13 protein-coding genes are annotated in these 11,857 nt (G+C 70.3%); 8 read left to right on the forward strand and 5 right to left on the reverse strand.

The window, feature by feature from the left end:
* The first annotated feature begins 15 nt into the window (after positions 1–15).
* The 3 genes from era to recO are packed head-to-tail and all read left to right on the forward strand — an operon-like array spanning position 16 to position 2,891.
* Positions 16–897: a GTPase Era gene (era, locus tag AC0NZQ_RS13415; protein ID WP_474530354.1), complete on the forward strand. Its 882-nt coding sequence runs from the start codon at positions 16–18 to the stop codon at positions 895–897.
* Positions 898–905: 8 nt separating this feature from the next.
* Positions 906–2,114: an MFS transporter gene (locus AC0NZQ_RS13420; RefSeq protein WP_474530355.1), complete on the forward strand. Its 1,209-nt coding sequence runs from the start codon at positions 906–908 to the stop codon at positions 2,112–2,114.
* Between the two features lie 15 nt (positions 2,115–2,129).
* Positions 2,130–2,891 carry a DNA repair protein RecO gene (gene recO / locus AC0NZQ_RS13425; protein WP_474530356.1) on the forward strand — a complete coding sequence of 254 codons (762 nt, stop codon included), beginning with the start codon at positions 2,130–2,132 and terminating at the stop codon, positions 2,889–2,891.
* A gap of 273 nt (positions 2,892–3,164) precedes the next feature.
* Here recO and AC0NZQ_RS13430 read toward each other — a convergent pair whose 3' ends face one another.
* Complete coding sequence (locus AC0NZQ_RS13430; RefSeq protein ID WP_474530357.1) at positions 3,165–3,665, reverse strand: hypothetical protein; 501 nt, start codon at positions 3,663–3,665, stop codon at positions 3,165–3,167.
* Between the two features lie 109 nt (positions 3,666–3,774).
* Between AC0NZQ_RS13430 and AC0NZQ_RS13435 the strand changes: the two genes are divergently transcribed.
* The 5 genes from AC0NZQ_RS13435 to dusB are packed head-to-tail and all read left to right on the forward strand — an operon-like array spanning position 3,775 to position 8,599.
* Positions 3,775–4,602: an isoprenyl transferase gene (locus AC0NZQ_RS13435; RefSeq protein WP_474530358.1), complete on the forward strand. Its 828-nt coding sequence runs from the start codon at positions 3,775–3,777 to the stop codon at positions 4,600–4,602.
* Positions 4,599–4,916 (forward strand): antibiotic biosynthesis monooxygenase, encoded by a 318-nt coding sequence (locus tag AC0NZQ_RS13440; RefSeq protein ID WP_474530359.1) that lies wholly within the window; start codon positions 4,599–4,601, stop codon positions 4,914–4,916. Before AC0NZQ_RS13435 ends, AC0NZQ_RS13440 begins: the two co-directional genes overlap by 4 nt.
* Positions 4,917–4,924: 8 nt before the next feature.
* Positions 4,925–6,073: a phosphatase PAP2 family protein gene (locus AC0NZQ_RS13445; RefSeq protein WP_474530360.1), complete on the forward strand. Its 1,149-nt coding sequence runs from the start codon at positions 4,925–4,927 to the stop codon at positions 6,071–6,073.
* Positions 6,016–7,419, forward strand: a complete 1,404-nt coding sequence (locus AC0NZQ_RS13450; protein WP_474530361.1) for a glycine--tRNA ligase — start codon at positions 6,016–6,018, stop codon at positions 7,417–7,419. The genes AC0NZQ_RS13445 and AC0NZQ_RS13450 overlap by 58 nt, the downstream gene beginning before the upstream one ends.
* 49 nt (positions 7,420–7,468) lie before the next feature.
* Entirely contained in the window at positions 7,469–8,599 is a 1,131-nt protein-coding gene (dusB, locus tag AC0NZQ_RS13455; RefSeq protein ID WP_474531395.1) for a tRNA dihydrouridine synthase DusB, read from the forward strand.
* Positions 8,600–8,668: 69 nt separating this feature from the next.
* Here dusB and AC0NZQ_RS13460 read toward each other — a convergent pair whose 3' ends face one another.
* Genes AC0NZQ_RS13460 through AC0NZQ_RS13475 form a run of 4 tightly spaced genes read right to left on the reverse strand, consistent with a single transcriptional unit; the run spans position 8,669 to position 11,730 of the window.
* Positions 8,669–9,103 (reverse strand): hypothetical protein, encoded by a 435-nt coding sequence (locus AC0NZQ_RS13460; protein ID WP_474530362.1) that lies wholly within the window; start codon positions 9,101–9,103, stop codon positions 8,669–8,671.
* 29 nt (positions 9,104–9,132) lie between these two features.
* Positions 9,133–9,315, reverse strand: coding sequence for a hypothetical protein (locus tag AC0NZQ_RS13465; RefSeq protein WP_474530363.1), 183 nt, complete (start codon positions 9,313–9,315; stop codon positions 9,133–9,135).
* Between the two features lie 18 nt (positions 9,316–9,333).
* Entirely contained in the window at positions 9,334–10,575 is a 1,242-nt protein-coding gene (locus AC0NZQ_RS13470) for a fatty acid desaturase family protein (protein WP_474530364.1), read from the reverse strand.
* Positions 10,576–10,623: 48 nt separating this feature from the next.
* Entirely contained in the window at positions 10,624–11,730 is a 1,107-nt protein-coding gene (locus tag AC0NZQ_RS13475) for a ferredoxin reductase (RefSeq protein ID WP_474530365.1), read from the reverse strand.
* Between the last annotated feature and the right edge of the window lie 127 nt (positions 11,731–11,857).

Genomic DNA, 11,857 nt, shown 5'->3' on the forward strand with positions numbered 1-11,857 from the left:
TGGGACACTGGTCCGGTGACGTTCCGCTCGGGCTTCTGCTGTTTCGTCGGCCGCCCCAACGCCGGCAAGTCGACGCTGACGAACGCGCTGGTCGGCAGCAAGATCGTCATCACCAGCGACAAGCCGCAGACCACCCGCCACGCCGTCCGCGGCATCGTCACCCGCGAGGACGCGCAGCTCATCCTCGTCGACACCCCCGGCCTGCACCGGCCGCGCACGCTGCTGGGGGAGCGGCTCAACGACGTGGTCCGCTCGACGCTGGCCGAGGTCGACGTGATCGGTTTCTGCATCCCGGCCGGCGAGCGCATCGGACCGGGTGACCGCTTCATCGCCGCCGAGCTCGCCGAACTGAAGGCACCGGTCGTCGCGATCGTCACCAAGACCGATGTCGCCTCGAAGCAGCGGGTCGCCGAGCAGCTGCTGGCGGTCTCGCAGCTGGGTGACTTCGCCGATGTCGTCCCGGTCTCCGCGGTGAGTGGCGACCAGGTCGAGCTGCTCGCCGGCCTGCTCACCGGGCACCTCCCGGAGGGCCCGATGCTGTATCCGGACGACGTCGAGACCGACAACGACGTCGAGACCCGCATCGCCGAACTGGTCCGTGAGGCCGCGCTGCAGGACGTCCGCGACGAGCTGCCGCACTCCATCGCGGTAACCATCGACGAGATCCGGCGTCGGGAATCCGGCCTGCAGGAGGTCTTCGCCACCATCCACCTGGAGCGGGACAGCCAGAAGGGCATCGTCATCGGCCCGAAGGGCAGCCGCCTCAAGCGCATCGGCATCCAGGCGCGGGCCGGCGTGGAGGCCCTGCTCGGCGAGAAGGTGCACCTCGCGCTGCACGTCGCTGTCGAGAAGGAGTGGCAGCGGGACCCGAAGAAGCTCGACCGGCTGGGGTTCTGAGCCCGCGCATGCTCGACGTCTACCGCGCGGTGTTCAAGGCACCGGGCTCCGCCTCGTTCTGCGCCGCCGCCTGGGTGATGCGGCTGCCGATCGCGATGTACCCGATCGGGCTGGTGCTCATCGTCTCGGCCCGCGACGGCCGGTACGGCTTCGCCGGCGTGCTGAGCGGCATCTACGTCGTCGCCAACGGCATCGGCAACCCGGTGCTGGCCCGGGTCACCGACCGGCTCGGGCAGCGGCGACTGCTCGTCCCGGTGTCGCTGGTGCACGTGGCGGCGACGGTCGCGGCCGCCGTCGTCGTGACCAGCCACCTCCCCGATGCGCTGCTGGCCGTCGCGACCGCCGTCTGCGGCTTCACCTTCCTCTCGGTGGGCTCGCTGGTGCGGGCCCGATGGTCCTACGTGCTGGCCGGCCGGCCCGAGGTCAACACCGCCTACTCCCTCGAATCGACCCTGGACGAGACGATCTTCGTGTTGGGTCCGCTGCTCGCGACCGTGGTCGCCACCCAGCTCGAGCCGGTGCTCGTCCTCTACGGCGCCGCGGCGCTGGTGCTCGGTGGGGCGTGCTGGCTCAGCACCCTGCGCGACTCCGAACCGCCGGCCCGGACGGGGCCGTCGCGACGCCGGCCGGCCGTCCTGGACCGCGGCATGCCGGTGCTGGTGCTGGTGACCGTCGCGATGGGGGTGATCTTCGCCAGCGCCGAGGTCACCATCGTCGCCTTCTGCGACGAGGCGGGAGTGAAGGGCGTCAGCGGGGCGGTGCTGGCCGCCTTCGCCGGGGGCAGTGCGACCTCGGGATTTCTCTACGGGGCGCGGCGCTGGACCTCACCACTGCTGGATCGCTTCCGGTTGCAGGCGGTCGTCTTCGGCGTCCTGCCGCCGGTCTTCCTGCTCGCCACGAACGTCGGGGTGCTGGCGGTCTGCGCGTACGTCGTCGGATTCGGTATCGCCCCCACGCTCACCACCGCCTTCGGTCTGGTGGAGCGGTTCGTGCCGGCGGCCGCGCTCACCGAGGGTCTCGCCTGGCTCGTCACCGGGCTGAGCGTCGGGTACGGCGCCGGTGCTTCGCTGGTGGGTGGCATCTCCGATGCGCACGGCGCCCGCGCCGCCTTCGGCGTGACCATCGCGGCCGGGGTGCTCATGGCGCTCGCGGCCGTCGTGCTGCACCGCCGGATGCGCCCGCGGGACGCGTCGCGACCGGCCGTTGTCGGTGGCTGATGCCAGACTGGGGACGTGCCGCTCTACCGTGACGACGCGGTCGTGCTGCGGGTCCACAAGCTCGGCGAGGCCGACCGCATCGTCACGCTGCTGACTCGCCGTCATGGTCGGGTCCGTGCCGTCGGCAAGGGCGTGCGCCGGACGTCCTCGCGCTTCGGTGCCCGGCTGGAACCGGGCAGTCACGTCGATGTCCAGCTCTACGCCCGGCTGCCCGAGGGGCAGGCGGCGCCCGGCGGACGGCGGGGGCTGGACGTGGTCCAGCAGACGGAGTCCCACGACGCCTTCGGGGCTCGGCTGGCCCACGACTACGGCCGCTGGACGGCACTGTCGGCCATCTGCGAGACCGCCGAGCGGCTGACCGAGGAGGGCGAGCCGGCGCTGCGGCTCTACCTGCTCGTGGTCGGGGCGTTGCGGGCGCTGGTCGAGGGCGTCCACGACGCCGGCCTCGTCCTGGACGCCTTCTTCATCCGGGCGATGTCCCACGCGGGATGGGAGCCGGCGCTGCGCGACTGCGCGAAATGCTCCGCGCCGGGACCCCACGTCGCCTTCAATGTGGCCGCCGGCGGCGCCGTCTGCGATGCCTGCCGCCCCGCCGGGTCAGCCCGTCCGGCACTGCCGACGATCGAGCTGATGATCGCCCTGCTCGGGGGTGACTGGAGCATCGCCGACGCCAGCGCCCCCGGCCCCCGGCGCGAGGCCAGCGGCCTCATCGCCGCCCACCTGCAGTGGCATCTGGAGCGCGGGCTGCGGTCCCTGCCGCTGGTCGACCGCGCCTGACGCGCCCCCGCTGACCTGGCCGCGTCGGGTCGCGCCCCAGCGACCTGCACTGGCCACGCTGCGCGGGGTTGGCCCCATGCACCGTGTGGGGCTGCCCCCACGCTGTGCCGGGTTGGCCCCACAGCAGCGCGGTGCGCGGCGACGATTCACCGCGCCGGGATGGGGCCAACCGCGCCGGCGTGGGGCCAACCCCGGCGCAGCCGGTGCGCGGGATGGGGCCAACCGCGCTGGCGTGGGGCCAACCCCGGCGCAGCCGGGCCGCAGGCGGGGGGATCAGTAGTACGTGATGTCCCAGTGACTGCCCTCGTCGCAGTAGATGTTGCCCGAGGCGGCGCGCCACTGCGGGTAGCCGTCGCCCCGGTTGCCGATGCGCTCGAAGCTCGTGGTGATGTAGTTGCCGATGCAGCTGTACTTGCTGATGTCGACCTTGTAGCCGTTGTAGTGGCTGTAGGTGCCGCTGGCGTGACCGACCTCGGTCCCGCCGGTGATGTTGACGGCGCAGCCGCTGGCCCGCTTGAGCGTGATCACGCCGTCGACGGTGGACTGGTTGATCTGGTCGAACGAGGTGCAGCTGGAGTTCGACCGGGTGGTGCAGCCGCCCGAGGAGGACCAGGTGATGCCGGCGGCGGAGAGCTGCGATGCCGCTGCGGACTGGCTCAGCTTGGTGACGGCGAGCGCGTCGGGGGCGAGGGCGACCCCGGCCGTGGTGGCGAGGGCGGCGGCGGTGGCGACGGTGGCGAGCCGGAGGCGGTTCCGGCGCAGGAGAGTGGTCATGGCCCAGGACCGTATCGTGGCTTTTGCCCGTTTTGAAGGTCTAGACCACGAGATTCTCGGTGTTCGCCGTCGTGACGTCCCCTCATCACCCGGCCGATAACCTGACGCGATGACCGCGCCCGCCCGCTTCCGCCGCGGTGGCACCGCCTGGCCCGCGCCGCCGCCCCATCCGTCGGGGGCGACCCCGCCGGCGATCCCGGCGAACCTCGTTCCCCGCCACGTCGCGATCGTCATGGACGGCAACGGCCGCTGGGCGCACGCGCAGGGACTGCCCCGCATCGAAGGCCACCGCGCCGGCGAGGCCAGCCTGATGGACGTCCTGCACGGGGCGATCGAGCTCGGCGTCGGCACGGTGAGCGCCTACGCCTTCTCCACCGAGAACTGGCGCCGCTCCCCGGAAGAGGTCCGCTTCCTCATGGGGTTCAACAAGGACGTCATCCGCCGCCGCCGTGACGAGCTCGCCGCACTCGGCGTCCGGATCCGCTGGGCGGGTCGGCGTCCTCGGCTCTGGCGCAGCGTGATCAGCCAGCTCGAGGACGCCGAGCAATACACCCGCGACAACGACCGCCTCACCCTGCAGTTCTGCGTCAACTACGGCGGCCGGGCCGAGATCGTGGACGCGGTGCGCGCGCTGAGCAGAGACGTCAAGGACGGCCGGCTCAACCCGGCCAAGATCGACGAGCGGACCATCGAGCGCTACCTCGACGAGCCGGGACTGCCCGACGTCGACCTCTTCATCCGGACCTCCGGTGAGCAGCGGACCTCCAACTTCCTGCTCTGGCAGTCCGCCTACGCCGAGCTCGCCTTCGTCGACACGCCCTGGCCGGACTTCGACCGGCGCCACCTCTGGCAGGCCTGCCTGGAGTACGCGCAGCGGGATCGCCGCTTCGGCGCCGCCGGTCCGGTCGCCGCCCCCGAGACACCGGACCCCGCATGATCGCGCTGACCCACTTCGACGACGCCAGCCCGGACTTCGAGCCGCGGGCCCGTGCCGCCCTCGCCGCCCTCGCTGCCCGGCCCGGCTACCTGCGCGGCACGCTGGGTCGCTCGACGGACGACCCGACGGCCTGGCTGCTGCTGACGGAGTGGGAGAACGTCGGTTCGTACCGTCGCGCGCTCGGCAACTACGAGGTCAAGCTGCATGCCACCCCGCTGCTCGCCACCGCGCGGGACCTCCCCGGCGGCTTCGAGGTGCTGCTCGACGCGGCCGCCGGCGGCGAGATCGTCACCCGCGCCAGCGACCGGGCCTGATCGCGCCGATGAGGGGGACGGCCGAGCGGATCGGGCAGGCGTGGACGCGCTGGGTGGGCCGGCGCCGGCCGTCCTGGCTCACCGACGACGTCCTCGCCGGCGTCCGCTGGGGGCTCACCGGCGTCTGGCTCTTCGCCTTCTGCTGGCAGGTCTTCGTCCTGGACGGGGTGCCGTGGCTGCGCTCGGACGTCCTGGTCTGGATCGCGGCGCTGCTGCTGGCCCGCAGCGTCGGCCGCCGGTCGGTGCTGAGCGTCGTCGTCGACTTCCTGCCCTTCGCCGCCGTCCTGGTGGCCTACGACTACCTGCGCGGCTTCGCCGACACGATGGGGATGCCGACCTGGTGGCATCCGCAGGTAGACGTCGACGACTGGCTCTTCCTCGGCAAGAACCCGACGGTGTTGCTGCAGGAGCACCTGAAGTTCCCGCAGCCCCGGTGGTGGGACGTCGCCGTGGCCCTCTGCTACTTCTCCTTCTTCTTCCTGCCCTACGTCACCGCCGGGGTGCTGTGGCTGCGCAACCGCGCCACCTTCTACCGCTGGTCGCTGCGCTTCGTGGCGCTCTCCTTCGTCGGCTTCGGCTTCTTCGCGCTCATCCCCGCCGCGCCGCCATGGGCCGCGGCGAAGTGCTCGCCGGCCGATGTGGCGGGCCACCCGCACGCGCCGGACTGCATGTACACCGGTTTCGCGGGGCCGGGCGGCCTGCTCGGTCCCTTCACCACCTCGCGGCCCGGCGCGGCCCCGTGGGTGGAGCGAATCTCCACGCGAGGCTTCGAGGAGCTGCACCTGCACTTCGCCGGTGCGGTGATCCGGGCCGGCCAGACCAGCGCCGACAACGTCGCCGCCGTTCCCTCGCTGCATCTGGGCGGGACGCTGCTCTTCGTCCTCTTCATGTGGCCGCGCGTGAACCGGTGGTGGCGGCCGGTGCTGGCGGCCTATCCGCTGCTCATGACGTTCTCGCTCGTCTACTCCGGCGAGCACTACCTCGCCGACTGCCTCGCCGGCGCCCTCGTGGCGACCGCGGTCCATCTCGGCGCGAACAGGTTCGAGCGTCGGCGCAACGCCCGGCGAAAGCCAGCCGGGGACGTCGATACCCTGGAGGGATGCCAGCCCTCGACCCTGCCCGGGCCGCCAAGCGCAATGACGCCGTCGTCAACCTGAGCAAGCGGCGCGGTTTCGTCTTCCCCTCCAGCGAGATCTACGGCGGTACCCGCTCCGCGTGGGACTACGGTCCCCTCGGCGTCGAGCTGAAGGACAACGTCCGCCGGCAGTGGTGGAAGGCCGTGGTCCAGGGCCGCGACGACGTCGTCGGCCTGGACTCCGCGGTCATCCTCGCCACCGACGTGTGGCGCGCCTCGGGTCACCTGGACGTCTTCACCGACCCGCTCATCGAGTGCCTCAACTGTCACAAGCGACACCGCGCCGACCAGCTCGAGGAGGCCTACGAGGGCAAGCACGGCAAGGCGCCGGAGAACGATCTCGCCGACATCCCGTGCCCGGACTGCGGCACCCGCGGCCGCTGGACCGAGCCGCGGGACTTCAACATGATGCTGAAGACCTTCCTCGGCCCGGTGGAGTCCGACGAGAACGTCCACTACCTGCGTCCGGAGACCGCGCAGGGCATCTTCGTCAACTTCCTCAACGTGCTGAACACGTCCCGACGCAAGCCGCCGTTCGGCATCGCGCAGGTCGGCAAGAGCTTCCGCAACGAGATCACGCCGGGCAACTTCATCTTCCGCACCCGCGAGTTCGAGCAGATGGAGATGGAGTTCTTCGTCCCGCCGGGCTCGGACGACGAGTGGCACGAGTACTGGCTGCAGCAGCGCTGGGACTGGTACGTCGATCTCGGCATCGACCCCGAGAACCTGCGCCGCTACGAGCACCCGAAGGAGAAGCTCAGCCACTACTCGAAGCGGACCGTCGACATCGAGTACGCCTTCGGTTTCGGCGGCTCGCAGTTCGCCGAGCTCGAGGGCATCGCGAACCGCACCGACTTCGACCTCTCGACCCACTCGAAGCACTCGGGCACGGACCTGTCCTACTTCGACCAGGCCAACAACGAGCGCTACACGCCCTACGTCATCGAGCCGGCGGCCGGCCTCACCCGCGCGGTGCTGGCCTTCTTGCTCGACGCCTACAGCGAGGACGAGGCCCCCAACGCCAAGGGCGTCATGGAGAAGCGGACGGTGCTCAAGCTGGACCGCCGGCTCGCGCCGTTCAAGGCCGCGGTGCTGCCGCTGTCCCGCAACACCGACCTGTCGCCGAAGGCGCGCGAGCTGGCGGCGACGCTGCGCAAGCACTGGAACGTGGACTTCGACGACGCGCAGGCCATCGGCCGCCGCTACCGGCGTCACGACGAGATCGGCACGCCGTTCTGCGTGACGGTCGACTTCGACACCCTCGACGACAACGCCGTCACCGTCCGGGAGCGCGACTCCATGCAGCAGGAGCGGGTCTCGCTCGACCGCGTCGAGGGCTACCTGGCGGCACAGCTGCTGGGGTGCTGATCGGGGTGCCGTCGTGACCGTTCTGGAGACCGCCGTCACGGGCGGGGCGCTGGCCGCGCCGCTGCGCCTGGCCGACGCCGTCGTCGCCGATCCTCCGGTGGTCCTCGCCCCGATGGCCGGCATCACCAACACCGCCTTCCGGCGGCTGTGCCGCGAGCAGATGGGCGAGACGCCGGGCCTGTTCGTCAGCGAGATGATCACGACCCGGGCCCTCGTCGAGCGGAATCCCAAGACGCTCCAGCTCATCGAGTTCCAGCCCGACGAGTCGCCGCGCTCGATCCAGCTCTACGGCGTGGACCCCGAGGTCGTCGGGGCCGCGGCGCGCATGATCGCCGAGGAGGATCTCGCCGACCACATCGACCTCAACTTCGGGTGCCCGGTGCCGAAGGTGACCCGCAAGGGTGGGGGAGCGGCGCTGCCCTGGCGCATCGAGCTCTTCGACGACATCGTCCGGGCCGCGGTGCGTGAGGCGCGCGGACTGCCGGTGACGGTGAAGATGCGCGTCGGCATCGACGCCGAGCACCACACCTTCCGCGAGGCTGGACTCCGGGCACAGGACGCCGGGGTCAGCTACGTCGCGCTGCACGGCCGCACCGCGCTGGAGTACTACGGCGGCCACGCCGACTGGGAGCGCATCGCCGAGCTCGTCGAGCTGCTCGACGTCCCGGTGCTGGGCAACGGCGACATCTGGGAGGCCGACGACGCGGTCCGGATGGTGCGCGAGACCGGCTGTGCCGGCGTGGTGGTGGGACGCGGCTGTCTGGGACGGCCGTGGCTCTTCGCCGACCTGGCGGCCGCCTTCGCCGGACGTCCGGAGCGGGTGCGGCCCGACCTGCGCACGGTCACGCAGACCATGCTGCGGCACGCCACGCTGCTCGCCGACTGGCTCGGCGAACAGCGCGGGGTCACCGAGTTCCGCAAGCACGTCGCCTGGTATCTCAAGGGTTTCGCCGTCGGCGGTGAGCTGCGGCGGTCGCTGGCCATGACCTCGTCGCTGGCCGAGCTGGCCGACCGCATCGGCGAGCTGGAGCTGGACCAGCTCTTCCCGGAGGTGGTGCTGGGACAGCCGCGTGGCCGCACCACCGCCGGGCGCAGCGTCTCGCTGCCCGAAGGATGGCTGACCACGCGGGCGTCGCGCGACGTCCCGGTGGGCGCCGAGGTCGAGGGCAGCGGCGGCTGACCGCCACTTCCCCTGTGGTGTGGTCGATTCCCGGCCCGGGAATCGACCACACCACAGGGGAAGGCGGGGTCAGTCGTCGGCGTCCTGCCGGTTGGCGACCTTGTTGCCCTCTTCGTCGACCAGACCGTCCCCGCCGGCCTTGATGTCGGCCAGCGCGGCGTTCACCTGTTCCTCGGAGGGCTGGTCGGGCAGCTCGGAGTCGCCGCCGTGGACGAGGGTGCCTGAATAGAGACCCTTGTCGGGGTCGAAGTCGATCTTGTCGCGATCGACGTAGCCCTGGTCGTCGTCCTCGCCATAGGCCGGGACGTCGGGAACCTCGGGTTCGGGCACATCCTCGATCGGCATCGAGCTGAAGTCCGGCTCGTCGTCGGCAGTGTCGCCGGCGCCATCAGTGGTATCCGGCTCGTCCGACCCGGGAGCTGTGGCGGTGTCGTCCTGTGGCGCGGGACGGTCGGCCGCCTCCGCCGATTCCTCGTCGTCGGCGTCCGACCGTCCGTGCGTCACGTCAGCGTCCCCTCGTCCGAATCAGGTGGTCAGGCAGCGTTCTCGCTGCGGATGTCCCAGTCGCTGCTGGCGGTGGCGGCCGAGACCCCCATGGCCAGCGACGACACGAACAGCAGGAAACCGAAGCCGCGCCGTAGCTTGCGCGGCCAGCTCAGCTCCGAGGTGGGCGTCGGGGTGAGCCGTCGCTTCAGCTCGCTCGTGACCGATGACATGTCGTGATCCTCCGATGGTTACGGGAAGGCGGGGACGCGCTGCTCGGCGCGGGCCTTGAGGGCCTTCTCCTCCGGCGACATCTCGTACGGGCCCGGCTTGGGCCGCGGACCGCCGCCGGGGAAGGCGAGTCGCAGGATGGTGCGCTGCACCGAGCCCCACTGCTTGCGCAGCGGGCCGGTGTTGTACGGCAGGCCGTAGCGCTCGCAGATCTCCTTCACCCGCGGCGCGATCTCCTGATACCGCGAGCTCGGCATGTCGGGGTACAGGTGGTGCTCCACCTGGAAGGAGAGGTTCCCGCTCATGATGTGGAACAGCGGGCTGCCGTCGATGTTGGCCGCCCCGATCAGCTGCCGGACGTACCAGGCACCGCGGGACTCGTCCTTCACCTCGTCCTCGGTGAAGGTGAAGGTCTGGTCCGGGAAGTGCCCGCAGAAGATGATCGCGTTGGACCAGATGTTGCGGACGATGTTGGACGTGAAGTTGGCCCAGAACGTCGCCTTGTAGGTCTCTTCGGCGGCGTCGGCCCAGTTCTTCGGCCCGTTGATGGCGACGGCGGCGGCGGTCGAGACGGCCGGCCAGCCGACGTAGTCCTTCATGATCTGGCGGCGCGCCTTGGTGCCGATGGCCTTGAGCTCGTCCCAGAGCTGCTTCTTGGACTTCTCGCCGGTGTGGATGCGCGGGAAGTCGAGGTCGTGGATCGCCACGCCCCACTCGAAGAACGCGGTCAGCAGCAGGTTGTAGACCGGCTGGAACAGGTAGGAAGGCTTCCACGGCTGGCGCGGGTCGATCCGCATGATCTCGTAGCCGACGTCCTTGTCCTTGCCGATCACGTTCGTGTACGTGTGGTGGACATAGTTGTGGCTGTGCTTCCACGCCGCAGCGGGCGAGGCGGTGTCCCAGTCCCAGGTGGACGAGTGGATGTTGGGGTCGTTCATCCAGTCCCACTGGCCGTGCATGACGTTGTGGCCGATCTCCATGTTTTCCAGGATCTTGGCCACCGAGAGGCCGGCGGTGCCGACGACCCACGCGGGCTTGTATTTGCTGAAGAGCAGCACCAGCCGCGAGGCCAGGACGAGCCGGCGCTGGAAGGTGACCATGTTGCGGATGTAGGCGGCGTCGGGGTCACCGAGATCGTCGTAGATCTCGTCGTGCAGCGCGTCGAATTCCTTGCCGAGGTCCTCGAGCTGCTGCTCGGTGAGCTTGTAGAGCGGATTGTCCTTGTTGGGCGGGACGATCTTCGGGTCGGACGTCGTGGTCATGGTGCTCCCTGGCGATGGTTGCGGGTCGTGCGTGGGTGGTACCGGCGTTCAGAGGTCGATCTCGACGTGGCCTTCCGGGGCGTTGACGCAGACGCGGATCATCTGGCCGTTGGCGTTCTCGACGTTGCCGGTGCGGATGTCGCGGACCGCGCCGTCCTGCAACCGCCCGACACAGGTGTGACAGATGCCCATCCGGCAGCCGTAGGTGAGGTTCAGCCCTGCCTCCTCGCCGCCGACGAGGATGGAGACACCGGGCCCGCACTCGGCCTCGGCGTCGGAGACGCGGTAGTAGACGGTGCCGCCCGAGCCGTCGCCGCCGCCGTTGCCGATGACGGGCTGGAAGCGCTCGGTGTGCAGCCGGTCGGCGAGCTCCTCGTTCTCGAAGCGCTCCTCGACGGCGTCGATGAGCTCCTTCGGGCCGGACAGGAACGTCTGCCGTTCCTTCCAGTCGGGGCAGTGGCGGTCGAGGTCGTCGGGGGTGAAGCGATCCTCGTGCTCGGTGTGGACCTCGATGAGGCGGTAGCCCTGGCGGCGGTCGGCAAGCTCGCGAAGCATCGTGCCGAAGATCATCTCGTCCTTGTTGCGCGAGCTGTGCACGTGGATGACCTCGCCGTCCGCGGTCATCCGGTCGCGGCGGTCCAGCTCGCGCAGCATGCTCATGATGGGCGTGATGCCGCTGCCGGCGGAGATGAAGAGCATGCGGTCGGGCAGCGGGTCGGGCAGGCAGAACTCGCCCTCGATCATGCCGAGGTAGACCCGCTGGCCGGATCGGACCCGGCCGTTGAAGACCGGCGACATCTTGCCGCCGGGGGTGTTCTTGACGGTGATGCTGAGCAGCCCCTCCGGGTGGTCCGGGTCGGAGGTGAGCGAGTACGCACGCCAGTGGCGGATGCCGTCGATCTCGAGGCCGATCCGCAGGTACTGCCCGCTGGTGTGCCGGTCGACGGCGAAGTTGGGCTTGATGACCACCGTGGTGGCGTCCCCGGCCTCGGGCCGGATGCGGACGATGGTGCCCGTCAGCTCCCGCGTCGAGAAGTTCGGGCTGGCGAGGGCGAAGTAGTCGTCCGGGAGCAACGGGCTGGTCAGGATGCGTCCTACACGGGAGATCTGACGCCGAACGAAGGACACCTTGGGGGTGGCGCCGGTCTCGACCATGTCGCTCCTCGGGTTCGCGGGCCTTGCTCCGACGGAACCATTTCAGTGAACAAGTGTCAACTCAAAATGTGACCTGCATCCCGTCGGTCTCGTCAACCTTCCCGGGGAATACGCTTCTCGAACAATC

This window comes from Jatrophihabitans sp. sgz311053, assembly GCF_056135305.1.